This window comes from Streptomyces diversicolor (assembly GCF_057537855.1).
Map to the genome: position 1 here is coordinate 235,621 of NZ_BAAJXA010000010.1, position 25,994 is coordinate 261,614.

Below are 25,994 nucleotides of genomic sequence, written 5' to 3' on the forward strand. Positions count from 1 at the left end.
GTTGCGGGAACTCCGTAATCTTACGTACGGGCGGTCGCGGTCCGTCCGGCACACGACCGGGAGGAAAACGCCTGCAGGAGGCGTACGTAAAGATACGTATATGGCTCCGGTGCGGGATTTGCCACCCTACGGACATCCCCATGAACCCCCGTTGAAGCAACGGCGACGGAGAGCGACCATGCCGGTGTCCCCATCCACGAATCAGCAGCCTCAGGCTCAGCTCACACGAGTCCTGCGGCTTCCCGCGATCGTCCTGTTCGGCCTGACCTACATGTCCCCGGTGGCGGTCTTCACCACCTACGGGATCGTCGACGAGCAGACCCGCGGCCACCTCCCGGCGGCCTATGTGCTGGCCCTCGCGGTCATGCTGCTGACGGCGCACAGCTACGGCCGTATGGTCCGCGCCTTCCCGGAGGCGGGATCGGCCTACAAATACGCGCAACGAGCCTTCGGTGGGCACGTAGGATTTCTCACCGGCTGGGCCCTGATGCTCGACTATCTTTTCCTGCCGATGATTTCTTTCCTGCTCGCCGGAATTTATTTGCACGCGCAGTTCCCGGCGATTCCCCAGCAGGTGTGGAGTATCGGACTTCTACTGATCGTCCTTGCCTTCAATATCCTCGGTGTGAAATTCATGAGCCGGGTGACCGCGGTCATCATGGGAGCCACGGCGGTCCTGCTGTTCCTTTTCATCCTCCTGGCCGGCACAAAGACCCAGGCCTCTCCTGGCCAGATGTTCGACTCCTTTGTGCCGGGGTCGGGCCAGTGGTCGCTGCTCACCGGGGGCGCGGCGATCCTCGCACTGGGCTTCCTGGGCTTCGACGCGGTGTCGACGCTCGCCGAGGAGGCCCATGATCCCCGGCGGACCGTGCCTCTGGGCATCCTGCTGACCACGGTGATCGGCGGTCTGCTGTTTGTGCTGATGGCCTGGCTCGGCGAGTTGGTGCGGCCGGGCGGCGGCTTCGCCGACCCCGACTCCGCGGGTGCCGAGCTGATGAACTCGGTCGGCGGCGCGGCCCTTGGCACCGCGTTCACCTTCATCTACGTGCTGAACTGCTTCGGGTCCGCGATGGTCTCGCAGGCCAGCGTCGCCCGGATCATCTTCTCCATGGGGCGTGACGGTGTGCTGCCGCGCCGCCCGTTCGGCAATCTGCACCCGCGCTTCCGCACCCCCGTGGGGCCGCTGGTGCTGGTGTCGCTGGTGGCCGTGCTGTCGGCGGTGCTGAGCCTGAACGACGCGGTGGTCATGGTCAACTTCGGCGCCCTGGCCGCGTTCTCCATGGTCAACCTCAGCGTGATCAAGCACTGTCTGTACCGTCGCGGCCACATCACGCCGCTGTCCTGGCTCCTGGACGGCCTGCTGCCGACGCTCGGCTTCCTCAGCACGGTCTGGCTGTGGACCAGCCTGACCGGTACGACGTTCACGGTGGGCCTGATCTGGATGGCGGCGGGCATCGTCCTGCTGGCCGTGATCACCCGGGGCTTCACCCGCAGGCCGCCGGAACTGCGGATGGACGAGGGCGAGATCGACGCGGAGGGTGAGGCCGGTGCCGACACCGTCGGCGGCACGGGCGCCGGCGCACCCGCCGGGGTCACTGCGCACGCCCTGCGCGCGGACCGCAAGGGCCCACTCACCTGATCCCGAACGCCACTTGATCCCCTACGCCACATGCCCCCGTACGTCGCCTGATCCTGTACGTCGCGTGATCCCTTACGCCCCTTCCTGGAACGGAACACCGCACGCCCATGAGCAACAGCCTGTTCGACCCGCTCACTCTGCGTTCCCTCACGATTCCCAACCGGATCTGGATGGCATCGATGTGCCAGTACAGCGCGGCACCCGAGGGCCCCGGAACCGGCGCCCCGGACGACTGGCACTTCGCGCACCTCGCCTCCCGGGCCGCCGGCGGGGCCGGGCTGATCCTCACCGAGGCCACGGCGGTGACGCCCGAGGGCCGGATCACCCCCTACGACCTCGGTCTCTGGAACGACGAGCAGACCCGGGCGTTCCGCCGGATCACCGCCTTCCTCAAGGCCCAGGGCACGGTGCCCGGCATCCAGCTCGGACACGCCGGCCGCAAGGCGTCCACCGAACGCACCTGGGTCGACGACGGCGCCCCCATCCCACCGGGCCACGGCCACGGCTGGACCCCGGTCGCCCCGAGCCCGATCGCCTTCGACGACGCGTCGACCGTGCCCCGGGAACTGAGCATGCCGGAGATCAAGGCACTGGTGGAGGCATTCGCCGACGCGGCCCGCAGGGCGCTGGACGCCGGGTTCGAGGTCGTGGAGATCCACGGCGCCCACGGCTACCTCCTCCACCAGTTCCTCTCCCCTGTCAGCAACCACCGCACCGACGCATACGGCGGCTCGTTCGACAACCGCGCCAGGTTCGCCCTGGTGGTGTTGGACGCCGTGCGCGCGGTGTGGCCGGAGCACCTGCCCGTGCTCTTCCGGGTCTCGGCGACCGACTGGCTCCAGGAGAGCGGCCGACCGGAGCCGGGGTGGACGGCGGACGACACCGTGCGTCTGGCGCGGGAGCTGCGCGCCCACGGGGCGGATCTGCTCGACGTGTCCACCGGCGGCAACCTCCCCGACGCGGACATCTCCGACTCCCCCGACTACCAGGTGCCGTACGCCGAGCGGGCGCGCACCGAGGCCGGCATCCCGGTCGCCGCGGTCGGCCGGATCACCGCGCCGCGCCAGGCCGAGGCCATCGTCGCCGGCGGGCGGGCGGACGCCGTGCTGCTCGGCCGGGAACTGCTCCGCGACCCCTACTGGCCGCGCCGGGCGGCCCGTGAGCTGGGCGGCGAGGTGACCACGCCGGTGCAATACCTGGCGGCCCCGTAGCAGGCGGCTTCCCGCGCCGCCGAACGGCGTCCTTGTGCACGGTGTCGCCCGGCCGCGCGTAGGCGAGGAGTGCGCCGAACTTCGGGCGCTGGAGCGGGTGGAGGCGGCTGGAGGTGCCTGAGTCTTCCTCAAAGACGACCGAGTGCTCGATCCCGGCTTCGTCCAGGAAGAACCGTTTGCCCACCAGGGTGTCTACACCCCGGCGCCCAGTTGCGTTTCACCGACGCCGACGGCATGCGCCTGACCTTCGCCACCAACACCCAGCACACCCCGATCGCGGAGCTGGAACTGCGGCACCGCCAGCGGGCCCGCGCCGAGACCGCATCCGCGCCGCACGGGCCACCGGCCTGCGCAACCTCCCCCTCCACGACGCCGCACAGAACCAGGTCTGGCTGGAGATCATCCAGATCGCCCTCGACCTGCTGGCCTGGATGCCGATGCTCGCCCTCACCGGCCAAGCCCGCCGGTGGGAGCCCCGCCGCCTGCAACTTCGCCTTTTCTCTGCCGCCGGGCAGCTCGTCACGACCGGCCGACGCCGCATCCTCCGCTTCGCCAAGCACTGGCCCTGGACCGACGTGATCACCGACGCTCTGGACCGGCTCCACGCCCTCCCGAACCCAGGCTGACCGGCAACTTCCCATCCCTGCGAGCAGCACGAGCCCACCGGAGCCGTGGAACCCGGCGCACACCCGACGCGACTGTGAGGGCCACCAGCCTGCCCACCCGCAGAAATGACCGCCCCCGAGTGAGCCGAAAGCGCCCGTGGCAAGCTGACGGACCCTCACGCAAGGAACTCATCGCCGCTGTCGGTGATGTCCAGCAGCACGTATTCAAGCGGCTTGAGCGGGTGTGGACACGGGCGGAGCCAGCAGGACTGCCCCTGCGGTCCCGAATCAGGGTTCTGACCGACGAGCGCTGAGAACGGGGTTTTAGCGTGTACGGCGCCATGTGGGCGGCGGCGCTGATCTCCGCGGCGTTCACGGCGCCGACCGTGCGGCACGCGGTCGATGACGCGCTCGCCGTGATCCCGGCGAGCAGCCGGCTGGCCCGTACCGTGCGCCGGGTCGTCTCGCTCCACGAGACCCGCATGTCCTGGGAGGACACCCTGTCCACGGTGGCACGGGAGACCGCGGGGCTCGGCTGGATCCACACGGTCCCGAACGTGGCCGTGCTCACCGCCGGACTCCTGTACGGCGAGGGCGACTTCACCCGCACCATCGCGCTCACGGTACGCGGCGGCCTGGACACCGACTCCAACGGCGCGACCGCCGGTTCGGTGGCGGGCGTCCTGACCGGTGCGGCGGCCATCCCGGACCACTGGAAGGACCCGCTGGAGGACACCGTCCGCAGCGCGGTATTCGGCTTCGACGGGGCGAGCATCACCGACCTCGCCGAACGCACCCTCCGGCTGGCCGCTTCGGCGGCCTAAGCGCTCCGCTGGAAATGCCGCGATATGCCGTCGGTCGTCTGCGGCACCGTTGTGGCTGGTCGCGCAGTTCCCTCGCTGCGGCGGTGAGCGCGGCCGAGGAGCCGCCGGGCGGGCTGGTTACGCTTCGGGGATGGCCACCACACAAGACTTCGCCACATATATCGCGGGCCTGCCCCGGGTGCTCGCCGGGGCCGCCGTCCTGTTCCGCGACGCCGAGGGGCGTGTGCTGCTCGTCGAGCCCAACTACCGTCCGGGCTGGGCGCTTCCGGGCGGCACGGTCGAGTCCGACGACGGCGAGACGCCACGCCAGGGTGCGCGCCGGGAGACGGCCGAGGAGATCGGTCTCGACGTCACGCCGGGCCGGTTGCTCGCCGTGGACTGGGTGCACGGCACGGGACGTCCGCCGCTGGTCGCCTACCTGTACGACGGCGGTGTCCTGTCCGCGGACGACCTCGGCTCGATCCGGCTCCAGGAGGAGGAGTTGCTGTCGTGGCGGCTGGTCCCCCGCGGGGAACTGGCCGACCGTCTTGACGGCGCCCTGGGCCGCCGCGTCCTGGTCGCACTGGACGTGCTCGCCGACGGCACAGGCACGGCCGAACTGGAAAACGGCCACCGGGTGAGCTGACCCCGTCAGCAAACGGCACGCCAAAGGGGCGCGAGGAACTGCGCGCCCAGCCACAACACACCCGCAGCCGACTGCCGGGCTCGGCAGGCACGCGGCACCCATGAAGGGGGCGGCACCGCAGGGGGGCGCGGGGAACTGCGCGACCAGCCACGACGCTCCCGCAGCCGACCACCGAGATCGGCATGCGGCACCCATGAAGGGGGCGGCACCTCAGAAGGGCGCGGGGAACTGCGCGACCAGCCACGACGCGCCCGCGGCCGGCTGCCGGCATGGCACCCCGCGGCGGGCGCCCCCGTTGCCGTCGTCGGCTGTCCGGTGCGGGCTGTCGTCAGTCCGGGGCGATCTCCAGAGGAAGATGGCGGGGACCGCGGAGCATGGCGTTGGTCCGGTAGGGCGGCGGGTCCTGCACCAGGGTCGCGCTGCCGAGCAGGGGCAGGAGCGCGGCCAGCGCGGTCTGCGCCTCGATACGGGCGAGCGGGGCACCGTAGCACAGGTGGACGCCGCTGCCGAAGCCGAGGTGTTCGTTGTCGGGGCGGGTGGGGTCGAACCGGTCGGGGTCGGGGAAGCGCAGCGGGTCGCGGTTGCCCGATGCCATCGCGAGCACCACCGGGGTGCCCTTGGGCAGGGTGGTGCCCGCGATGTCCACGTCGGCGAGCGGGATGCGCTCGCGCATGTGGACCGGGGGCTCGTAGCGCAGCAGTTCCTCCACCGTGCGCGGCAGCAGGCCCGGATCGCTGCGCAGCACGTCGAGTTGGCCGGGCCGGCGCAGCAGGGTGAGGACGCCGTTGGTGATGAGGTTGACGGTGGTCTCGTGTCCGGCGATGAGCAGCAGCACGGCGGTCGACGCCAGTTCGTCGGGGGTCAGCCGCTGCACGGGGTCGGGTTCGTTGACGAAGGCGGACAGCAGGTCGCCGGTCGGCCGGCCGCGGCGCTGGTCGGCGAGGTCGAGCAGATAGTGGCCCATCTCCTGGCGGGCCTGCATGGCCGCCTTGTCCGGCTGGTGGGTGTCCTCCTCGGGTCCGATGTCGGCGGAGGCGACGAGCACGTCGGTCCACTCGCGGAACATCGGCTCGTCCTTGCGCGGGACGCCCAGCAGCCGGCAGATGACGGTGACGGGCAGCGGGTAGGCGAAGTCGTCGACGATGTCGACCCGTTGGCGGCCTCGAAGCGACTCGGTCAGTTCCCTGGTGATCCGGGTGATCTCGCCGCGCAGGGCGTCGACGCGGGCCGGGCTGTGCGGCGGGCCGAACGGCCGCATGGCGAGGGTGCGCAGCCGGTGGTGCTCGGGGTCGTCGAGCCGCAGGAACGGCGGCTTCGGTGTCTCACCGGCCGGCTCGGGCGCCCCGGTGGTGCGGCTGCGCCGGTCCGCGCTGATCCGCGGGTCGTGCAGCAGGGCCAGGATCTCGTGGTAGGTGCCGACCAGGTGAGTGCCGTCCGCCTGGCGCACCACGGGGCCGGCCTCCCGCAGTTCCGCGTACAGCGGCCACGGGTCGGGGCGGTTGGCGTAGTCGGTGATCCGCTCCAGCAGGGTCTCGGCGGTCATGGGGGGCTCCTCGTGGACGGGCGGGGCGACGGGTCACCGGGTGGGGGGCCGCATCATGACCAGTCGGCGGTCCGGCAGATGGCCGGTGAGGGCGACGGTGGGTCCGTGGGAGAGGCCGCTCGGATCCGGCACGTCGGAGGGCACCGGGACCTCGGCGGCCGGCGGGCGGTCGGAGGCGCCGGGCGGGGGCGGGAACGGCGCGGCGGTCTCGATCAGATTCCGGTAGTACTCCAGGGACTTGGCCATGTCGACGGTGACCGCGGCGGTCACCCGGCCCCGGAAGCCGTACACCATCGCGAGTCGGCGTGCCTGCAACGAGCCCTGGGCGATGACCACTTGGTCGGAGAAGGTGGGCACGCCCACGGACTTGATGTTGAGCCCGAACTGGCTCGACCAGAAGGTGGGGACCGTCAGGTGCGGGCGCCGCCCGGGTTCCGGGCTGACCATGTTGTGGGCGGCGACCTCCGCCTGGTCCACCGCGTTGCGCCAGTGCTCAAGCGAGAGCAGCTGGTAGTCGAAGAGCGGGTGCGGGAAGCGGGAGACGTCGCCGGCCACGAACACGTCGTCGGTGACGAGCCCGTACATGGTGAAGGCGCGGCACCCGGCGTCGCAGGCGATGCCGCGCGGCCCGGCGGCCAGCCCGGACTGGGCGAGCCATTCGACGTTGCGGACCGCCCCCATGGCGACGACGCACACGTCCGCGTCGACGTGGCTGCCGTCGGAGAGGTCGGCGCCGGTGAAGTGGCGCTCGCCGCGCAGCGCGGTGACGGTGACCCCGCAGCGCAGGTCCACGCCGTGGTTGCGCTGCATGGCGGCGGCGAGCTTGGCCAGCGTCCCGCCGAGCGCGCCCACCAGCGGTGCCGGTCCGCGTTCGGTGACGGTGACCGCGATGCCCCGCTCCCGGCAGGCCGAGGCGATCTCGGAGCCGGTGAAGCCCCCGCCGATCACCAGGACCCGGCGCGGTCCCGCGTTCAGCCGCTCCGCCAGCTGTTCCGCGTCGTCGCTGGTACGCAGCGTGAAGACGCCGTCCAGGGCCGCCTCCTGCGGATGGGGCCACGGCCTGGCCCGCGTTCCGGTGGCGATCAGCACCCTGTCGTACGGCAGTGACTCACCGTCGGCCAGCAGCACCCGTTTGCCGGCCATGTCCAGCCCGGTGGCGGGCACTCCGAGCCGCCACTCGGCCTGGGGATCGCGGCGCATGGGCAGCCCGGTGGAGTGGGCCGGAACCTTGCCGAACAGGACCTGTTTGGACAGCGGGGGCCGGTCGTAGGGCGGATGGGGCTCGTCCCCGACGACGGTCAGCGGGCCGGTGAAGCCCTCCTCGCGCAGCGTCTCCGCGGCCCGCAGCCCGGCCAGCGACGCGCCGACGACGACGATCCTGCTCCGCAGCAGATCAGCGGGCACCGGGGTTCACCTCCTCGCCCAGCAGGATGGCCTGCACGGGACAGGCCGCCGCTGCCTGACGGGCGCGTTCGCGTTGCCCTTCGGGAACGGCCGGGTGGTACAGCAGCGCCTCCTCGTCGTGCAGCGTGAACACCTCCGGGGCGAGGAAGACGCACTGCGCATAGCCCTGGCAACGGGTGAGGTCCACCACGATCTGCATCGCTGGTCACTCCCTCCGGCACGCCGGCCCCTCATTCCTTTGTAGTCCCGGCGGGCACCGAGCGCTCGCCGGGACTGGAACCGTCCGGCCCCGCGGGCCCGTCCTGCCGGTGCGGCAAAACGGCCGCCGCACCGATGTCCGTTCGCTCCGCACTCGACCACCGGCATCTCGCCCCACGGCGGGCAGCCGCCCCGTGCGGGGTGGCATGGTTGCTGGTGGCAGCGCCCGAAGGGGTGCGGGGAACGGCGCGCCCGGCCACACACCGCCCGCACAAGGCAGACGGCGTAAAGTGCCACGGCGGTCGCCCACCCCGCTCAAGCCGCGGAGATGCGCGTCCTATGCTCGCCCCATGACCAAGCCCCTTGTGGCCATCCTCAGCGGCGCGGGTGTCTCCACGGATTCCGGTATCCCCGACTACCGCGGGCCCAACGGCCTGTGGCGGCGCGATCCCGAGGCCGAGAAGCTCGTGACGTACGACTTCTACATGGGCGATCCGGAGATCCGGCGGCGGTCCTGGCAGATGCGGCGCCGCAACCGCGCGCTGCGCGCGGAGCCGAACGCAGCGCACCGTGCCGTGGCCGAGTTGGAGCGCTCCGGGATTCCGGTGCGGGTGATCACCCAGAACGTGGACGGTCTGCACCAGCTCGCCGGCCTGCCCGCCCGCAAGGTGCTCGAACTGCACGGCACGGCCCGCAGCGTCGTCTGTACGTCGTGTCATGCGCGCGGGCCGATGGCGGACGCCCTCGCCCGGGTCGAGGCGGGTGAGGAGGATCCGCCGTGCCTGGAGTGCGGCGGGATCCTGAAGTCGGCGACCGTGATGTTCGGGGAGCGGCTTGATCCGGTGGTGCTCGGCGAGGCCCTGGCGATCGCCAAGGCGTGCACCCTGTTCATCGCGGTCGGCAGCAGTCTGCAGGTCCAGCCGGCCGCGAGCCTGGCCGGTGTGGCCGCCGACAGCGGGGCCCGGCTGATCATCGTCAACGCCGAGCCGACGCCGTACGACGACCGCGCGCAGGAGGTCGTCCGCGAGCCGATCGGCACGGCCCTGCCGGCGCTGCTGGCCCGGGTCCGGGAGGGCGGCACCGGCTGACCGGGCTTCGGTCGCCCGGCGCCGTCACCGGCGGTGTTCCCGGTGCGCGCGGACGGCGTCCAGCCAGTCGCCGGTGCCGGTGCCCGGCGGGGTCAGCCGCGTTCCGCGTACCCGCGCGTTCCATGTCTGCGGCTGGAAGACCCCTTCGGCCACGTCGTCCTCGGGTGCGACGAGGACCGGCAGGGACCGGGCGACCGCCATTCCCGCCTCCAGTTGCAGCCACGGTGAGGTCCAGCGGCGCGTGGACCGGTTCTCCTCCTCGGTGCCCGGGCGCCACACCGCGTCGGGTGCGTGCAACTGCCGGAAGCCGAGCAGCACCACGCCGTCGACCTGGGCGAGCAGTCGGGGCAGGGTGTGCCAGGGGTCGTCGCCGTGGCCGTCCCGGGCCAGGCGGATGACCTCGAACGACTGCTGTCGGAGCCAGCCGGCCCAGCGGTCCAGTGTGGTCTGCTGGGCCCGGGTGAGGATGGACGGCGCCCCGAGGAAGACGCGGGCGGGTCCCAGGTCGTGGTGCGTCATGCGGTGTCTTCGCTCGTCACTCTTCCCTGGGCGTCCAGCCGGCTCGCTATGTCCGCGGGGATGTCCACGGCCTCGGAGAACTGCGCGCCGTCGAGCCGGGCCCCGGTGAAGTTGGCGCCGGCCAGCCGGGCTTCGCGGAAGTCCGCGCCGACCAGGACGGCGTCGACGAGTACCGCATCGACGAGTGTCGCGCGGTAGAAGACCGCCCCCGCCGCGGTGACGCCGCGCAGGGAGGCGCCGGTGAGATCGGCCTCGAACAGGTCGGCGTCGCTGAGGTCGACGACCTTCCGGTCGCCTTCCCTGCTGCCGAGATAGGAGCGGGCCAGGTTGCAGCCCTGCAGGTCGGCGCCGGACAGGGACGGTGCGTAGCGCAGCCCGTCGGCGAGGACCTTCTGGATCTGGCCCGTCTCGGACTTGCGCAGCAGTCCGGCGATCACGGCGACCGCCTCGTTGGCGTAGGGGGTGCGGCCCGCGCCCTGCTCGGAGTTGTGGTCGAAGAACCGGCGCATCAGGATCGCCGCGGCCATCTGCTGTGTCGTGTTGTCCGACGCCAGGGATTCCACGACATCCTTGAACGCCGCGCCGACCGCGGCCGATCTGTCCCGCTTGCGCTGGAAGTTCAGCACCCCGAGGACGCTGACGCCCACCGTGACGAACGTGCCGAGGATCCCGGTCCAGACCTGCACGTCACTGGCCGACATACCACCCCTCAGCAGGTCCAGTGAAGTCCGCTGCGGTTCGACAGCGCCCCGAAGGGGCGCGGGGAACCGCGCGATGAGCCACAACGGCGCCGTAGACGACCGAGAGCATATCGCGGCATTTCCAGCGGAGCGCTTGGCGTCGTTTCCGGGTTTGTTCTGCGCGTGACCCTGCAAGGTGCACGGTGAGGTGCCGGCCCCGAGCGGGGCCGGGCCTGCGGGCACGGTCAGAACAGGGCCGCTTTGCGTTCGAAGTCCAGGAGGCGTTGCTTGCGTTCCAGGCCGCCGCCGTATCCGGTGAGGCTGCCGTCGGAGCCGACGACCCGGTGGCAGGGAACGATGATGCCCACGGGATTGCGGCCGTTGGCGAGGCCGACCGCGCGGGAGGCGTTGGGGTTTCCCAGGGCGTCGGCGAGGTCGCCGTAGGTGCGGGTCTCGCCGTACGGGATCTTCGTCAGCTGTTCCCATACGCTGCGCTGGAACGGGGTTCCGTGCAGCCGCAGTTCGAGGGTGAACTCCGTCAACTCGCCCGCGAAATAGGCCGCCAGTTGTTCCTCGGCCGCGCCGAAGGGTGCGTCGTCGCGGGCACCGAAGGTCTCCTCGGGCGGGCGGTGGCGCTGTTCGGTCATGTACAGCCCGCACAGGGTGCCGTCGTCGGCGACGAGGGTGAGCGGGCCGTACGGACTGTCGATCACGGTGTGCTGTTTCGTGTGCTGGTTCACTGGATTTCCTTACACCGGCAGGAAGTTGATGGGGTGGCTGTCCGTCGCCCACAGGTACTGGACCGCGTACGCCCGCCAGGGCCGCCAGGCCGCGGCCCGCGCGGTGAGCGCGGCCGGGGTGGCGGGCAGGCCCAACTCCTGGGCGGCGCGCCGGATTCCGAGGTCGGTGGCGAGGAAGGCGTCGGGGTCGCCGAGGGCCCGCATGGTGATGACGTCGACCGTCCAGGGGCCGAAGCCGGGCAGGGCGAGCAGCCGGGTCCGGGCCTCGGACCAGTCGCTCTCGACGCCCAGGTGTAGTGTGCCGTCGGCGAGTTGGCGCACCAGGGTGGTGAAGGTGGTGCGCCGGGTGCGGGGCATCGCCAGCGACTCGGGGTCGAGCACGGCCAATGCCTCGGGCGCGGGGAACAGATGGGTGAGGCCGCCCTCGGGATCGTCGACGGGCTCGCCGTACGCGGTGACCAGGCGGGCGGCGTGGGTGCGGGCGGCGGCCGTGGAGACCTGCTGGCCGAGGACCGCGCGGATCGCGAACTCGGCCGCGTCCACGGTGCGCGGCACGCGGCGCCCCGGCGCCTTGTCGATCAGCGGCGCGAGGAGCGGATCGGTGCGCAGTTGGCCGTCGACCGCGACCGGGTCGGCGTCCAGATCGAGCAGCCGGCGGCAGCGGCTGCACGCAACCGTCAGATCGCGCAGGTCGCTGAGGGTGAGCCGGCAGGCGATGTGGTCGGGTTTCGGGGTGAGCGCCACGATGCCGTGCCCGTAGGGCAGCCGGAGCGTCCTGCGGTAGGCGCCGTCCCGCCACTCCTCCACGCCCGGTACCGCGGTCGCCGCGAGGTGGCCGAAGAGGTTGTCGGGGTTGAGCGGGGCGCGAAACGGCAGACGCAGGGACAGGACTCCCGGGGTGCCCGGGGCCTGCTTGCGCGGGACGCGGGCCCGCAGCCCGCTCGGGGAGAGGGCGAACACCTCGCGGACGGTGTCGTTGAAGGCGCGGATCGAGGAGAAGCCGGATGCGAAGGCGATCTCCGCCATGGGCAGCGGGGTCGTCTCGATGAGGAGCCGGGCGGTCTGGGCGCGCTGGGCCCGGGCGAGCGCGAGGGGGCCCGCGCCGAGTTCGGCGAAGAGCTGGCGTTCGACCTGCCGGGTGCTGTAGCCGAGGCGGGCGGCGAGTCCGGGCACGCCCTCGCGGTCCACGACGCCGTCGGCGATCAGCCGCATGGCGCGTGCCACCAGGTCGGCGCGCTGGTTCCACTCCGGTGAGCCGGGGCTGGTGTCGGGCCGGCAGCGCTTGCAGGCCCGGAATCCGGCCTGCTGGCAGGCGGCGGCGCTCGGGTGGAACGTCATGTTCTCCGCCTTGGGCGGGACGACCGGGCAGCTGGGCCGGCAGTAGATACGGGTGGTCAGGACGGCCGTGAAGAACCAGCCGTCGAACCGCGCGTCCTTGGACCGCACGGCCCGCACACAGCGCTCCCGGTCGAGGTGCATCCCTTTCTGCATGGCTCCAGCATCGGCCACCGGCCGCGGCGGAGCTGGCGAGAATCCGACATCAACGTGCCCTGTGCAGGCGGGCCCCGGATCGCCCCGCGGGCCCCGGATCACCCCCCGCGGGCGCCGGATCACCCCGCGGGCCCCGGATCACCGTGCGGGCGCCGGATCACCGTGCGGGCCCCTGACTACCTGCGGGCCCCGCGGCGGTGGCGGCCTGGGGCCGCGTGGCTCAGGCCGGCCGCAGGTGCGTGACGGCGATGCCGTCGGCCTGACGTCTCGTTCGCCGTGACGTCACGGCGTCACGGGCTGCCCGCGCAGGGCCCTGACCAGGACCCCGCGGGGTGATGGTGCGCGCGGCTCCTCGTCTTCCGTCACGGGCAGCCGCTCGCCCGCCGCCCAAGCCTTGGGCGGCGGGCGGCCTCGGCGAGAGGCTTGTACACCCGGCTCGGCAGGTCCTCGGCGCTGAGGTCGCGGGGCCTCCTAGTCCCTGGCGTGCTCGACGGTCATCGACGGTCGAGGCTGGTCACGGGTGGTCGGAGGTGACGAAGAATCCCCGCCCGTCGAGTCGTGGCACCGTGTCGTCGAGGTCGAGGCCGGCCGCTTCGTCGATATCGGGCGCGAAGTTCTTCTGGATCATCTCGCGCCCGGTGGTCGAACCGCGTAGCCACCGGTCCAGGCCGTCGCGCTCGGCGACGGCGTAGGTCGACGCGGCGGCCTTGGCCTCAGTGGACAGGCTTACACCGAGTGCCTCCGCCGCGGCCGCGATCGCGCCGGCACCGAGCCAGTCCTCGACCGACGGGCGCATCCCCTCGGGGACAGTGAGCATCGAGGACCAGCGTGAGGCGGCCGCGATGACCGTCACCCGGGGGATCACGCCGTCGGTCAAGGCGCCGGCACACCAGCGGGCGACCGCCGACCGGTTTCGCAGGCATCCGGCAAGCAGCACCGCGGCGTGCCGGGCGCTGCGGACGATGTCGGCGCCGTTGATCGAGGTCAGCGCGACCCGGTCGCCAGGGGCGATGCTGCCGACACTGCTGGGAGACAGCGTGAGCTTCGCGTCCGTCCCGCCCTGGGTGAGCGCCGGCGGCGCCACCTGGTAGGTCTGCGCGACCCCGTCCGGGCCGCCCAGCCGCGCCACTTCGGCGCGGGTCAGGGCCAGCACGGCCGCGCCCCGGCTGACCGCCATGGTCACCGTGGTGGAGAAGGTGAGCGTGTCGACGACCACGACGGCGTCGCCGCGGTCGGCCGCGAGCTGGGCGGCTTGGCTGCCCCACTCGACGTGCAGATGTGCGGCCGGCCAAGGCTCGAACGGAGCGCTCGGCAGGTCCGAGGCGCCGAACTCATGCATGGCGCGCGGCCACCAGGACGCTCGACTCCCCGGAGATGTCCACTACTTCGACGCCCCGCAGCCGTGGATGTCCGAAGACGAACCGCCGCTTGTCCTCTTCGTTGTCCAACAGCGTCGGACCGCCGGGCGGAGTGAGGTCGTCGAAGACGAGCAGCCCACCGATGTCGAGCAGGTCGACGATCGCGTCCCAGGCCGGCGGGTGGATCTCGCGGCGCAGCCCGGCGTCGGCGAACAGCAGGCACGCACCGCCACGCGGGGGTTCGACCGAGTGCCAGTCGCTGTGGACCACGCTCACCCGGGGCTCTGCGGCGAACAGCTCCCCGACCGCGGCGGCCCGCTCGGCGTCGGCCTCGACCGTGATCAGTCGCGCGCCCGGAGCCAGACCGTGCGTGAGCCAGGCCGTGCCGACGCCCGCGCCTGTACCGAGTTCCAGGACCACGGCGTCAGGTCGCACGCTGGTACTTGCGGCGAGCGTCGCCAGCAGTCGGCCGACCCCGGGCATGCAGGACGTCGGCACCCTGTTCTCGGGCCGCACGGGAGGCAGATCGAACCGCGCGGCGAGCTCAAGCGCACCGGCGAGGTGTAGGGGTTCGCCTGTCGCCGTCACACCGCTCATCGGGGTGGTTTCCATGTCAGCTCCTTGCTTGTGGTGCGCCCGCACGCTGAGTGCGGCGCTCGGTGGGGTACTTCATGCGCTTGCCGAACACGTCCGGGCCGTGCCGGCCGCGGCCGTGCTCGACGAGACGGTGGGTGTGCCTGTCCAGGCCGGTCGCCCCGCAGCGGTGGATGGGCAGTCACGTGCCGCCGCTGTCACCCGGCACGTTCCTCGCCGAACAGCTTGATCCGCTTCAGTCGTCGCTCCGCGGTGCCGGTGATTTCGGTGCGACCGTGCATCACACGGGTGTTGTCGATGAGCACCATGTCACCGGGGGCCAACTGGAAGGTCGCGGTCAATGCGGGGTCGGTGGCCAAGGCGGTGAACGCGTCCACAGCCTCGCGATGTGCGGCGCTGGTGGCGTCGGGATGCCGCTGGAAGCCCGCGACGAGCGCGTCGTGCCGGAACCGCACCCGCCATCGCCCCTGTGGGGTCAGCCGCAGGACGGGCGCGATCACCGGCGGTTCGTCCAGGCCCAGCGGTGTGTCCAGGAAGGGAAAGATCTCCTCTCGCAGCAGTGCCGTCGTCGCGCCTCCGTCGCGTTCGTCGAGAGCGGCTGCCACGTCGCCGGCCCGGACCACAGTGGACAGTCCGCCGCCGGCGGGATCGCCGGTCACGCACGCCAGTGCCAGGAACTCGTGGGGTCGCTGCTGGACGGGCGAGTCGGTGTGCGGCTTCTGGGCGGCGCGCCCTTTGGACAGGTTCGTCGGACCGGTGGCGTCGTCGTCGGGTGCGACCTCGTAGATCAGGCGCTCGGCGGGAGCGCCGTTTCCCCTGCTCGTCGGCCGCCCGAACGCCGCGAGCAGGCCGATCAGCGCGACGTCGCAGGCCACGGGCAGTCCGGTGAAGCGGACCGCGCCGTACTCGTCGAGGTGTTCGCCGGCCTGTCGGGTGAGGTCGGCCAGTGCGGGCACCGCCTGCGTCAACTCCGCAAGCACCCTCTGCTGTACCGCGGGGGGCTCCAGCTCGGCCGTGGTCAGGCTCATGCGTTCGGCGGCCTCCCGCAGCCCGTCATGCAGCGCGTGGGTGTCGAGCGCGGGTGGGGCACTGTGGCCTGCCGCCGGGCGGGTGGTTTCCATGTCAGCTCCTTGCTTCTGGTGCGCCCGCACGCTGAGTGCGGCGCTTGCTCTGGTACTCCATGCGCATGTCGAACACGTCCGGCCTGTGCCAGCCGCGGCCGAACTCCAGGGGACGGCCGTCGCGCCCGTCGACGACCAAACTGGTCAATCCCCAGACCCGGGGCCGGCCCTCCAGTTCGAGGTCAGCCGCGATCTCCTCGCTCGGGACCTGCATGTCGACGCGCGTCCACTCACGCTGGGGGTGGTGGCCGAGGCTGGTCAGGATGGTGTGCAGCGAGCCACCGGTGGCGAGGAGGTCACGGAAGCCCGGTGCGAGATCGGCCGGCAGGCAGGTCAGCGCGGTGTTCGCGACCAGGCCGTTGACCAGGCCGATGCGGCGCAGCCGGACGACCTGGTCCCTGGGGCCCAGTTCGAGCCGCTCTCGGGTTTCCGGATCGGGCTGCGTGAGGACGGCGTCCACCGACTTCACGGCCGGCTCGCCACCCGCGCGGCGCACCGTCTGGCTCCAGCTCGGTGGCAGGTCGGGCCTGATGGTGAACACCAGTCGCAGGGCGACGAATGTGCCGGAGCCCTTGCTGCGTCGCACCAGGTGCCGGCGTTCCAGTTCCTGGAGAGCCGCGCGGGTGGTCACCCGGCTCACCCCGTGCTGCGTGGCAAGTTCGTTCTCGCTCGGGAGCCGGTCACCGCCTTTCATCGTGGCGATCGAGGTCTCAAGCAAGTCGGCCAGCGCGAGATAGTTCGGCACGGCCCCGTTCGGCATCGATAACTCTCCTATCGTGATCCGCTCGACAGCGGCAGGGTGGCGTGGAGCCTGCGGCCTGCGGTGTCGAAGAGATGGATGTCCGCCAAGTTTGCGATGACCGTGATGTCGGCGGGCACCGTCTGGTCGGCATGGATCCGCACCCGGGCGCGCTGGTCACCGCCCGTACGAAAGTGCACGAGCCGTTCACGGCCCAGTAGTTCCTGTTCCTCGACCGTGCCGTGCAGCACGAGTTCCGCGCTGGTGGCGTCCTCGGGGCCGGCGACGAGCCGAAGGTCTTCGGGCCTGACTCCGAGCCAGCCGATCCGGTCCTCGGCGAGGGTGGCGAGCAGTGGCGCGAGCAGGGCGACTTGTGACCCTGCCAGGTCGAGCATGTTCATGCCGCCGAGGAAGGAGGCGACGAACCGGGTGGCGGGCTGCTGGTAGACCTGCTCGGGCGGGCCGTCCTGTTCGATCCGTCCGTCGCGCATCACCACCAGCCGGTCCGCGAGGGCGAGGGCTTCGGCCTGGTCGTGTGTGACGTAGAACGTGGTCGTACCGCTGCGCCGCTGCAGGCGGCGGATTTCGGCTCGGAGTTCACCGCGCAACTCGGCGTCGAGGTTGGACAGTGGTTCGTCCATCAGGAGCACGTCGGGTTCGCGTACCAGTGCGCGGCCGATGCCGACGCGCTGGCGCTGGCCACCGGAGAGTTGGGCGGGCCGTGATCCTGTGACCGGTCCGAGGTGGAGCAGGTCTGCCATGTCGCGTGCCCGCCGGCGGCGGTCCTGGCGGGGTGCCTTGGCCATGCGCAAGGGGTATTCGATGTTCTCCAGCACGGTTTTGGTGGGATAGAGGGCGTAGTTCTGGAAGACCATCGCGACGCCCCGTTCCCCTGGTTCCCGGTGGGTCACGTCCTCGTCGCCGATCACCACCCGGCCCGCGGAGATCCGCTCCAGGCCGGCGATGCAGCGCAGCAGCGTGGTCTTGCCGCACCCCGACGGGCCGAGCAGGACGACGAATGTGCCCGGCTCGACGGCCAGATCCACGCCGTCGAGGGCGCGCTTGCCGTCGGAGTAGACCTTGGTGATCGTCTCGACGCCGACCGACCGGCTGGGGGACGCTTGTCCGGCTTGCTCGCCGCGCGCTGTGGTCGTGGTCATGAGCACCCGCCTCACCGCACCAGGAGACCGGAGATGGACTGGGCCGCGGCATCCAGCGCCCGCTGGACTGGCTCCGTACCGCTCATCGCCGCGACGACCGCGTTCTGGAGCTGCTTCTGCGCCTCGACCGCGTGCGCGCCGGGAAACTGGTACCAGGGCACCAGCGTCTTGATCTCGGCGACACCCGGGGCGCGCAGCGGCTCCTTGCGCAACAGGTCTCCCAGATATCGCGGATCGGTGAGAGCCCGCTGGTTGACCGACGTGTAGCCGGACGCCTTCACCAGTTGGGTCTGTCCGGCGGGCCCGATCAGCTCCTGGACCACCTTCCACGCCGAGCGCTGCACCTTCTCGTCTCTGGCGAAGATCACCGCGGCTCCACCGCCGGGCGGCGTGCGGCGGCGGCCGCCGTCGGGCACGGGCAGGACGTCTGTGCGGAGGGGGAACGACGCACCGGCGGCGACGGCGGTGCTCTGCGATGAGCTCTGCAGCATCATGCCGAGGTCACCGCGGAGGAAGGCCGCCGTCAGATCGGCCGACGTGGTGACGGTGCTGGTGCCGTCCCGGACGAGATCCCGCCAGTACTGCAGCAGTCGCACCATGGGTCGCTGATTGACCGTCACATGTTTCTCGGCCGGATCCATCATCGAACCGCCCGCGGAATCGAGCATGGCCTGAAGGGCCCAGTTCGAATCGGTGCTGTAGGCCCAGGCGACTCCGTAACGGGCGGCCTTGCTGCTGACGATCTTGGTCGCGTATGTCTTCATCTCGCTGAACGTGGCCGGTGCCCGGTCCGGGTCGAGGCCGGCTTTGCGCAGCACGTCCACGTTGAGGTACAGCACGAGCGTGCTGACGGAATAGGGCAGGCCCATCGTCCGGTCACCGAACCTGCCGACGTTCAGCAAGGAGGACGAGTACTGCGAGGCATCGAACTTCGCCTGCGCCATGAGCGTGTCCATGGGCTGCGCGAGCTTGCTGTCCGCATAGGTGCGCACCGAGTTGATGCCGACGAGCGCGACATCCGGCCGGTGGCCCGCTGTGAGATCGGCCTGCAGACGGGTATCGACCTCGGTCCACGCCGGCCCGGCCTGCTCGATCTTCACTGTGATACCGGTGCGGCGGGTGAACTCCGGGCCGAGAACGCGCTTGACGTTGTTCACGATCTTGGGATCGGAAGAGGTGAGCAGGTTGATCGTCTTGGCGTCGGTGTGGCCGGCACCGCTGCTGCTGCCGCAGGCGGTGGCCGTGCCCGCCGCGGCGACGGCTAGCGCCCCCATCAGGGCGTGCCGCCGGGTGAGCGTGACGTTCATCGGTATTCCGTTTCAAGTGGGAGGGGCGCGGGCTCATTCGCCGCCGTTGGTCAGCGCGATGCCGCGCACCAACTGGCGCTGGACGAGGAGGAAGAAGAGCAGGAGCGGCAGCGTGGCCAGCGTCGCCGCGGCCATCTGGGTGCCGTATGTGCTGAGGCTGTCCGGTGCGGCGTAGCGTGCGATGCCGTACGGCACCGTGGCCACGTGATCCGAGCGCAACAGCATCGAGGGCCAGTACAGATCGTTCCAGTGCCCGACGACGGTGAACACGGCGAAGGCCGCGAGTGCCGGCCTGACGTTGGGCAGCACGATGCGCCACACCATCGCGACGGGGCCGACCCTGTCCAGCCGGGCTGCGTCGAAGACGCTCTGCGGCAGGGAGAGCACGAACTGGCGGAACAGGAAGATTCCGAACGCGCTGCCGACGCTGGGCAGTACCAGTGCGGTGTAGCTGTCCAGCAGGTTCACCTTGGACAGGGCGTAGAAGACCGGGATTCCGGTCACCTGCGGTGGTATCGCCAGGCAGAGCATGACCGTCCAGAAGGACAGCTTGCGGTTGCGGAACCTCAGCCGGGCCAGCGCGTAGCCGGCCGGCAGTGAGGTCAGCACCTGAGCGGCGAACACCACGGCGACGACCACGACCGTGTGCAGATACAGGCCGGGCCAGTCGACGTCCTGCCAGGCTTGCCGGAAGTTGGCCAGTGTGAAGCCCGACAGGCTCACCGAACCGGGCTTGAGCCGACGGTCCGGAGTGATCGCGGCCAGGGCCATGAGCAGGAAAGGGGTGAGCATGAACACCGCACCCGCGGCGAGCCCGGCACGCAGGCTCCAGCGAACCCACCTGCCGCGTCTGTCGCCGGCCCTGCGGGGGGCGAGTCGTGGGCGCGCTTCGGTCACCGTCATCGTGCTCATCGGCTGCCGTCCTTGTCCCAGCGGCGCCCGCCGAGGCGCAACTGCACCGCCACCGTGATCAGGACCAGTACCAGCAGTACCGCGTTGATCACGGAACCGCCGCCGATGTCGAGATAGCTCACTCCGCGCTGCCACGCGAGGAACGAGAGTGTGCTGGTGCTCTGCTGCGGCCCGCCCTCGGTCATCACCCGGACCTGGTCGTACACGCGCAGCGAGTCACGCGTGGTGATGACCAGCGCGAACGTCGTGGCCGGCCCGATCGCGGGCCAGATCACCGACCAGAACCGGTGCCAGGCACCGGCCCGGTCCATCCGGGCGGCGTCCTCCAGGTGGGCGGGCACGTTCGACAGGCCGGCAAGGAACATCACCACACACGACCCGATCCCCGCCCAGCTGCCGACGATCGCGACCGCGGGCAGCGCCAGCGTCGTCGACCCCAGCCAGCCGTCCTGCCCGACGAGCCGGCCCAGCGTCTGGTCGAAAACACCCGCGTGTGGGTAGAAGAGCCACCGCCAGACCACGGACATCGCGGCCAGCGTGGCCGCCGTCGGCGCGAAATAGGCGGTCCGCCACAGTCCCGCGCCGCGGCCGGCGGCCCGGATGGCGAGCGCGATCAGCAGGCCGCCCCCGACCTCGACGGGCACGGTCAGAGCGGTGTAGAGGAGCGTGTTCCCGGTCGCCTGCCACAACTCCCGGCTGGCCAGGATGCGACGCCAGTTGTCCAGACCGGCGAAGCTCGTCTCCTGGCTGAGCGGATCGAAGTTCAGCAGCGCCAGCACGCCCACGGCCAGGACGGGCAGCACGACGAACCCGACCAGGAAAACAAAGGCCGGCCCCAGCAACGCCGCGGTCACCCTGGCCTCGCGCAACCGCGGACGCCTTGGTCTCTCATCCGGGGGCACAACAGTCGTGGTAGTCACGGCCCTGACGTTACAAATGGTGATGCAGCCGCGTCATCCAACAAACTTGAACCATCAGGTGAACAACCTGTTACTACAGCTTTGGCCAGGTCGTTTCACCGGCTTGGCCTGCGCTGTCGCGGCGTCACCGTCCCCTGTCAGGCCGCGCCGTCCACTCGACGCCGACGGAAAACGGCGGGAAAGACATGACGAGTATTCCCTTTGTTCACTTTCACGCAGCGGAGCGCTGGTGCGGTAGGGGCAACTCGGCGCCCCCGCGGCATCGAGCGGGCCGACGTCTGGGAGGCCGCCGCTGCCGCACTGCGCCAGGCTGCCGTAGCCGAGCAGCCGTGAAACACATACGCCACCGTCCTGCCCAGCGGACAAGGGCGGCCCCTGAAGGAAGACAGAGCCCGATGATCCGTTACGTGTTCGCCCACGCCCGCGCCGTCCTGGCCGATCGCACCCTCGACGACGCCCTTGTTGTGGTCGAGGACGGCAGGATCGCCGAGGTTGCCCCCGTCATCCCAGGTGCGGTGCCGGCCGGTGCCCTCGACCTCGGCGGCGCGCTGCTGTTGCCGGGCGTTGTCGATACCCACAGCGATGCGCTGGAGAAGGAGCAACGCCCCCGTCCGGCCGTGGAGTTCGAGCCGGACTTCGCCGTCTTGAGCGTCGAGGGACGGGTTCGGGCCGCCGGAGTCACCACCGTGCACCACGCGGTCGGCTACCAGACCGACGCCTTCAAGGACCGCACCATCGAGCGTTCGCTGGCGCTCGCCGCCGCCGTGCGCGAACGGGCCGCGGCCGGCGTCGGTTTGGTCGACCACCGGGTGCTGCACCGCCTCGACGCCCGCGACGCCGACGCACTGACCGCACTCAAGGGTGTTCTCGCGGCGCAGCCGCACACCGACGTGCCGCCGCTGGTCTCCTACGAGGACCACACGCCCGGCCAGGGCCAGTACCGGAACCTGGAGACGTACCGGGCGACCGTCCAGCGGCAGCAGCACTTGTCCGCCCAGGACGCCGACCGGCTCATACACCGCCTCATCGAAGAACGCACCGGCGGCATCCCGCAGCGCGCCCGCACCCTCGCCCACCTCGGGCAGGAAGCACACGCGGCTCGGATCCGGCTGCTCGCCCACGACGTGGAAAACGCTGAACAACTCGCCGAGGTACGGGCCGCAGGCGCCGCCGTCGCCGAGTTTCCCACCACCCGGGAGGCCGCCCGCGCCGCACGGGACGCCGGCATGCCGGTCGTCGCCGGCGCCCCCAACGTGCTGCGCGGCGGCTCCCACAGCGGCAACGTCAGCGCTGAAACACTGATCACCGAAGGACTGGTCGACAACCTGTCCAGCGACTACATGCCCACCACCCTGCTGGCCGCCGCCCTGAAACTGGCCGAGCGCGGGGTGGTCCCGCTGCACACCGCCGTAGCACTCATCACCTCAGGCGCCGCCCGCACCGCGGGACTCACCGACCGGGGCGCCCTCGCCCCGGGGCTGCGCGCCGACTTGACCGTGATCACCGCTGACGGAGACCGACCCACCGTACGGATGTCCTTGCTCGCCGAGGAAACCCGCGACAACGAACAAGCGCCCCTCTCCGTGGCCAGACTGCTTCACCCCACAGGACGGTGACCCAGACCACCACGAGCTTCGACGCGCTCATTCGGACGTGCGCGTGGGAACGCCCTCGTCCAAAGGTCAGGGAGCGCGCCAGATGTTGTCGAAGGCCGCCGCCTCGATGCTGCGCCGCTGCCGCACCGCCTCCAGCTCCACCACCGCGTCGTTCACGGCGGCCAGGACGGCCACGACCGCGTCGGGAAGCCCCGCGGGGCCGCCGGCCGGCTGCTCCCGCAGCCCCACGGCGGCGCCCAGCGCGGCCAGCACGGGTTCGGCCGCGGTCCAGCGTTCCGCGGCGCGTCCGCGTTCGGCCGTGTCGCCGAGCCGTGTCCGGTCCGTACGCAGGGAGAGGCGACGGCCGCGCCCCCGGCCGCCGCCCTCGCCCGCCGCCTCCAAAACGTTCAGGTAGGCCGCGGCCAGGTCACGGCCCCGGCGCCACAGCCAGTCCTCCACGGACTCGTACGGCCGCTCACGGACGAGCGCCGACACCGCCTCGTCCAGCAGCGGGTCGCCCATGCCCAGCGGCAGGCCCGGCACGATGCGGTCGCCGTCCAGGCCGATGGCCTCGGCCCTCAGGAGGTCGATCAGCTCGGCCCCCGCAAGGGCCAGCGAGAGGTCGCCCTGGCCGACGGAGCGGTCGGCGGGGGCCAGCGCGACGATCACTAGGTCTCGCGGTGTGGTCATTTCGACTCCTTCGCTGCGCTGCTCGGGCCGGGTGGGCGTCCGCCGTGGGATGTCACGCCGTCTGCCTTGTGCGGGTGGTCTGTGGCTGGGCGCGCCGCTCCCCGCGCCCCTTCGGGCACTGCCACCAGCAACCATGCCACCCGGCCCGGGCCGACCGCCCGCCACGGGATGACACGCCGTCTGCCTCGTGCGGGTGGTCTGTGGCTGGGCGCGCCGTTCCCCGCGCCCCTTCGGGCGCTGCCACCAGCAACCATGCCACCCAGCCCGGGCCGACCGCCCGCCATGGAATGACACGCAGGTGGCCAGGTGCGGGTGGTTTGTGGCTGGGCGCGCCGTTCCCCGCGCCCCTTCGGGGCCCTCTTGCCATCCTGTCGGGGTGCCTGGGGGTGGGGTGGGGCGTCAGTATGGGAGCGACCGGGAGTGACACCCGGGAGGTGATGGTGTTGGACGGTCGCAGGCGTGGGCCGGGGCCGGTGGCCTCGATGTGGGAGCACCCGCGGCTCATCACCGCGGGGCTGATGTCCATGCCCGTCGCACTCCTGGCGGTGGACCAGGCGCTGAGCCGGTCCATCAGGCTCGGTTCCCTGATGGTGGGGGCGCCCGCGCTGGCCGCGGTGTTCTGCACACCGCTCGGCGTGGTCGCCGTCATCGCGATCACCCTTCCCTGCGTGGTGCTGGCGGCGGCCGGGAACCTGGCGCTCGGCACGGCGAACTTCTGGGTGCAGCTCAGCGCGCTGACGCTGATCTGCATGGGCGCCGTGGGCGCCAGCTGGATCCGCGAGCACCGCGAGGACGAACTGGCCCGCACCCGCGCGGTCGCCGAGGTGACCCAGCGGGTCCTGCTCAAACCCCTGCCGCCCAGCATCGGCGACCTGACCCTCGCCTCGGTCTATCTGGCGGCCAACGAGGACGCCGCCGTCGGCGGGGACCTGTACGCGGTCGCCGACGTCGGCGGCAGGGTGCGCATCCTGATCGGCGACGCGCACGGCAAGGGCCTCGCGGCGGTGGAGACCGCAAGCTACGTGCTGAGCGCGTTCCGCCGCTCCGTACGCCAGCGCGGACCGCTCAACGCCATGGTCACCGATCTCGAAGAGGACTTCAGGGAGGACCTGCGCGATGCCACGGCGGCGCAGCAGGACACCACGAGCACGTCCCTCGCCCTGGAGGAGTTCGTCACCGCCATGGTGCTTGAGGTGCCGGAGAAGGGCGACGGACCCACTTTCATGATCAACTTCGGGCATCCGCCGCCGCTGCTCATCGACCGCGGACAGGTCACCGTGCTGGACCCCGTGTCCTGTGCGCCGCCGCTAGGGCTGGGCGATCTGGACCGCGCGCAGCCGCCCGTGCAGACCGTGGACTTCCCGCCCGGCGCCACCCTGCTGCTGTACACGGACGGCGTCGTCGAGGCCCGCAACCGGGCCGGTGACTTCTACCCGCTCGCACACCGGCTTCCCGGCTGGGCCGGGCTGGAACCCGCGGCTCTGCTCGACGCCGTCCACAGCGACCTGCGGCGGTATGTGGGCCGGGGCCTGAGCGACGACGTGACCATGATCGCGCTGCACCGCACCCGTCCGTCGTAGTCACGGAGGGAGACGAGGAATGTGATCTTCCGTGGTGGCCGAGCAATCTCTCACCGAGGGCGCACCGTATGTAGGGATATGCAGAGATTCCGGTTCTCTGCGGGACGCCTCCCGGACGAGGCTCTGCTGTCCGGGCTGGCCACGGGTGACCCGGAGTTGGCCGTCACCTTCGTACGCAGGTTCCAGCACACGGTCTTCGGTGTCGCCGTCGCCGTCACCGGGGACCCGCAGCTCGCCGAGGACGTCGCCCAGCAGACGTTCGAGCGTGCGTGGCGTCATGCCCAGGTCTACGACGCGCGCCGCGGCTCCGTGTCGACCTGGCTGACCACGATCGCCCGCAACCTGGCCATCGACGCCATCCGGACGCGGCGGCCGGAGCCGGTGGCGCCCGAGGACCTGGACACGGTCCTCGGTGCCGTCAGCGAGACTCCGGAGCAGTACGCGCTGGCCGACGAGGCGTCGACCCGGCTGCGGGCCGCGGTGGCCGAGCTACCGCGGGAGCAGGGCCGCGCTCTCGTGATGGCCGGCATCTACGGAATGACGGCCCAGCAGATCGCCGACTGGGAGAGGATCCCGCTGGGTACCGCCAAGACGCGCATCAGGACGGCGATGGGCAAGCTGCGGACCTCACTCGCATCCTCGAAGCGAGGCGACGATGGCCAGTGACGTGACCTGCCGGACGCTGCGGGAGATCGGCGCCGAACTGGCTCTGGGCGTCCTGCCCGGCCGGGAACGGGCGGAGGCGGTCGCCCATCTGGACCGGTGTGCGGAGTGCCGGAAGTACATCGAGGAACTGACCTCGGTGAGCGACCGGCTCATCGGGCTGCTCCCGGGCAGCGAGCCGCCGGTGGGCTTCGAGGAGCGGGTGGCGCGCAGGCTGACCGCGGCGGCGCGGGAGCGGCGTCCCCCGACGCGGGCCGCCGCCGCGTACCCGAGCCGCCGCAGGCGGATCCGGGTGCGGCTCGCCGCGGCCGCTGCCACCCTCGTCCTGGCCGTCGGATTCGGCGGCTGGGCGATCGGCACGGCGATCGAGGACGTCGTGGCCGGCCCCTCCTCCACGGCCGGGACCAACGGGGGCATGCTCGCCGGAGACCTGGCCTCGGCCACCAGCCCCGGGAGGACGGTCGGCGAGATCTACGTCCACCCGGGCAAGCCGGGCTGGATCTACATGGCCGTCGACCTGGCCGACACGGGTGCTCCGCGGGACGGCAAGGTGACCTGTCTGCTGGTGCACAAGGACGGCAGCACGGTGCGCGTGGGCACGTTCGCGCTGCGGCACGACGGAACCGGCTACTGGGGCAGCCCGGCCATGGCCGACACCGCCAAACTCTCAGCAGCCAGACTGACCACCCCCGACGGCACCATCCTCGCCACAGCCCACCTGACAACAGGCGACCAGTCGTAACGCCGACAACAACGCCCCGAACCGACGCGGGCAACAGCGCCCCAAA

Annotated in this window: 24 protein-coding genes and 2 pseudogenes; 10 read left to right on the plus strand and 16 right to left on the minus strand. The window is 71.4% G+C overall.

What is annotated here, in order from left to right; genetic code table 11:
- Positions 1-178: 178 nt before the first annotated feature.
- The 5 genes and pseudogenes from AC27LF_RS14715 (at position 179) to AC27LF_RS14735 (ending at position 4,904) form a co-directional block, all read left to right on the plus strand.
- The gene (locus tag AC27LF_RS14715) at positions 179-1,639 is read left to right on the plus strand and encodes an APC family permease (protein ID WP_479659577.1); all 1,461 of its coding nucleotides are present in this window, start codon (positions 179-181) and stop codon (positions 1,637-1,639) included.
- A 107-nt stretch (positions 1,640-1,746) separates the two neighbouring features.
- On the plus strand, positions 1,747-2,850 hold the full coding sequence (locus AC27LF_RS14720; RefSeq protein ID WP_479659576.1) for an NADH:flavin oxidoreductase/NADH oxidase: 1,104 nt from the start codon (positions 1,747-1,749) through the stop codon (positions 2,848-2,850).
- A gap of 195 nt (positions 2,851-3,045) precedes the next feature.
- A pseudogene (locus AC27LF_RS14725) lies at positions 3,046-3,476 on the plus strand (transposase); the annotation flags it as partial.
- A gap of 299 nt (positions 3,477-3,775) precedes the next feature.
- A pseudogene (locus AC27LF_RS14730) lies at positions 3,776-4,279 on the plus strand (ADP-ribosylglycohydrolase family protein); the annotation flags it as partial.
- A gap of 130 nt (positions 4,280-4,409) precedes the next feature.
- Positions 4,410-4,904: an NUDIX domain-containing protein gene (locus AC27LF_RS14735; protein WP_479659575.1), complete on the plus strand. Its 495-nt coding sequence runs from the start codon at positions 4,410-4,412 to the stop codon at positions 4,902-4,904.
- A gap of 328 nt (positions 4,905-5,232) precedes the next feature.
- Here the strand turns inward: AC27LF_RS14735 and AC27LF_RS14740 are convergent, their stop codons facing one another.
- The 3 genes from AC27LF_RS14740 to AC27LF_RS14750 are packed head-to-tail and all read right to left on the minus strand — an operon-like array spanning position 5,233 to position 8,050.
- A complete protein-coding gene (locus AC27LF_RS14740) occupies positions 5,233-6,447 on the minus strand; it encodes a cytochrome P450 (protein WP_479659574.1) in 1,215 nt (404 codons plus the stop codon).
- Between the two features lie 33 nt (positions 6,448-6,480).
- Entirely contained in the window at positions 6,481-7,851 is a 1,371-nt protein-coding gene (locus AC27LF_RS14745; RefSeq protein WP_479659573.1) for an NAD(P)/FAD-dependent oxidoreductase, read from the minus strand.
- Positions 7,841-8,050 carry a ferredoxin gene (locus tag AC27LF_RS14750; RefSeq protein WP_351733724.1) on the minus strand — a complete coding sequence of 70 codons (210 nt, stop codon included), beginning with the start codon at positions 8,048-8,050 and terminating at the stop codon, positions 7,841-7,843. The genes AC27LF_RS14745 and AC27LF_RS14750 overlap by 11 nt, the downstream gene beginning before the upstream one ends.
- Before the next feature lie 349 nt (positions 8,051-8,399).
- Between AC27LF_RS14750 and AC27LF_RS14755 the strand changes: the two genes are divergently transcribed.
- The gene (locus AC27LF_RS14755; RefSeq protein WP_479659572.1) at positions 8,400-9,137 is read left to right on the plus strand and encodes an SIR2 family NAD-dependent protein deacylase; all 738 of its coding nucleotides are present in this window, start codon (positions 8,400-8,402) and stop codon (positions 9,135-9,137) included.
- Between the two features lie 24 nt (positions 9,138-9,161).
- Here the strand turns inward: AC27LF_RS14755 and AC27LF_RS14760 are convergent, their stop codons facing one another.
- The 12 genes from AC27LF_RS14760 to AC27LF_RS14815 all read right to left on the minus strand — a co-directional run bounded on the left by AC27LF_RS14760 (position 9,162) and on the right by AC27LF_RS14815 (position 20,627).
- Positions 9,162-9,656: a hypothetical protein gene (locus AC27LF_RS14760; RefSeq protein ID WP_479659571.1), complete on the minus strand. Its 495-nt coding sequence runs from the start codon at positions 9,654-9,656 to the stop codon at positions 9,162-9,164.
- Complete coding sequence (locus AC27LF_RS14765; RefSeq protein ID WP_479659570.1) at positions 9,653-10,357, minus strand: pentapeptide repeat-containing protein; 705 nt, start codon at positions 10,355-10,357, stop codon at positions 9,653-9,655. The genes AC27LF_RS14760 and AC27LF_RS14765 overlap by 4 nt, the downstream gene beginning before the upstream one ends.
- Positions 10,358-10,581: 224 nt before the next feature.
- Positions 10,582-11,076 (minus strand): methylated-DNA--[protein]-cysteine S-methyltransferase, encoded by a 495-nt coding sequence (locus AC27LF_RS14770; protein WP_479659569.1) that lies wholly within the window; start codon positions 11,074-11,076, stop codon positions 10,582-10,584.
- 9 nt (positions 11,077-11,085) lie between these two features.
- Entirely contained in the window at positions 11,086-12,567 is a 1,482-nt protein-coding gene (locus AC27LF_RS14775; protein ID WP_479659568.1) for an AlkA N-terminal domain-containing protein, read from the minus strand.
- Positions 12,568-13,081: 514 nt separating this feature from the next.
- On the minus strand, positions 13,082-13,906 hold the full coding sequence (locus tag AC27LF_RS14780; protein ID WP_479659567.1) for a 2-phosphosulfolactate phosphatase: 825 nt from the start codon (positions 13,904-13,906) through the stop codon (positions 13,082-13,084).
- On the minus strand, positions 13,899-14,537 hold the full coding sequence (locus tag AC27LF_RS14785; RefSeq protein ID WP_479659566.1) for an O-methyltransferase: 639 nt from the start codon (positions 14,535-14,537) through the stop codon (positions 13,899-13,901). The genes AC27LF_RS14780 and AC27LF_RS14785 overlap by 8 nt, the downstream gene beginning before the upstream one ends.
- Positions 14,538-14,716: 179 nt before the next feature.
- Complete coding sequence (locus tag AC27LF_RS14790) at positions 14,717-15,640, minus strand: TauD/TfdA family dioxygenase (protein ID WP_479659565.1); 924 nt, start codon at positions 15,638-15,640, stop codon at positions 14,717-14,719.
- Position 15,641: 1 nt separating this feature from the next.
- Entirely contained in the window at positions 15,642-16,400 is a 759-nt protein-coding gene (locus AC27LF_RS14795; protein WP_479659564.1) for a GntR family transcriptional regulator, read from the minus strand.
- An 11-nt stretch (positions 16,401-16,411) separates the two neighbouring features.
- Positions 16,412-17,539 carry an ABC transporter ATP-binding protein gene (locus AC27LF_RS14800; protein WP_479659563.1) on the minus strand — a complete coding sequence of 376 codons (1,128 nt, stop codon included), beginning with the start codon at positions 17,537-17,539 and terminating at the stop codon, positions 16,412-16,414.
- A gap of 11 nt (positions 17,540-17,550) precedes the next feature.
- Positions 17,551-18,846 (minus strand): ABC transporter substrate-binding protein, encoded by a 1,296-nt coding sequence (locus AC27LF_RS14805; RefSeq protein ID WP_479659562.1) that lies wholly within the window; start codon positions 18,844-18,846, stop codon positions 17,551-17,553.
- A gap of 33 nt (positions 18,847-18,879) precedes the next feature.
- Positions 18,880-19,758, minus strand: a complete 879-nt coding sequence (locus AC27LF_RS14810) for a carbohydrate ABC transporter permease (RefSeq protein ID WP_479659561.1) — start codon at positions 19,756-19,758, stop codon at positions 18,880-18,882.
- Entirely contained in the window at positions 19,755-20,627 is an 873-nt protein-coding gene (locus AC27LF_RS14815) for a carbohydrate ABC transporter permease (RefSeq protein WP_479659560.1), read from the minus strand. Before AC27LF_RS14815 ends, AC27LF_RS14810 begins: the two co-directional genes overlap by 4 nt.
- Positions 20,628-21,073: 446 nt before the next feature.
- Here AC27LF_RS14815 and AC27LF_RS14820 point away from each other — a divergent pair, with 446 nt between their 5' ends.
- Positions 21,074-22,294: an alpha-D-ribose 1-methylphosphonate 5-triphosphate diphosphatase gene (locus AC27LF_RS14820; RefSeq protein WP_479659559.1), complete on the plus strand. Its 1,221-nt coding sequence runs from the start codon at positions 21,074-21,076 to the stop codon at positions 22,292-22,294.
- Positions 22,295-22,360: 66 nt separating this feature from the next.
- Here the strand turns inward: AC27LF_RS14820 and AC27LF_RS14825 are convergent, their stop codons facing one another.
- Positions 22,361-22,963 carry a GPP34 family phosphoprotein gene (locus AC27LF_RS14825; protein ID WP_479659558.1) on the minus strand — a complete coding sequence of 201 codons (603 nt, stop codon included), beginning with the start codon at positions 22,961-22,963 and terminating at the stop codon, positions 22,361-22,363.
- A gap of 482 nt (positions 22,964-23,445) precedes the next feature.
- Between AC27LF_RS14825 and AC27LF_RS14830 the strand changes: the two genes are divergently transcribed.
- The 3 genes from AC27LF_RS14830 (at position 23,446) to AC27LF_RS14840 (ending at position 25,948) form a co-directional block, all read left to right on the plus strand.
- Positions 23,446-24,543, plus strand: coding sequence for a PP2C family protein-serine/threonine phosphatase (locus tag AC27LF_RS14830; protein WP_479659557.1), 1,098 nt, complete (start codon positions 23,446-23,448; stop codon positions 24,541-24,543).
- Positions 24,544-24,621: 78 nt separating this feature from the next.
- The gene (locus AC27LF_RS14835; protein WP_404034604.1) at positions 24,622-25,209 is read left to right on the plus strand and encodes an RNA polymerase sigma factor; all 588 of its coding nucleotides are present in this window, start codon (positions 24,622-24,624) and stop codon (positions 25,207-25,209) included.
- Positions 25,199-25,948 carry a hypothetical protein gene (locus AC27LF_RS14840; RefSeq protein ID WP_479659556.1) on the plus strand — a complete coding sequence of 250 codons (750 nt, stop codon included), beginning with the start codon at positions 25,199-25,201 and terminating at the stop codon, positions 25,946-25,948. The genes AC27LF_RS14835 and AC27LF_RS14840 overlap by 11 nt, the downstream gene beginning before the upstream one ends.
- The last annotated feature ends 46 nt before the right edge of the window (positions 25,949-25,994 follow it).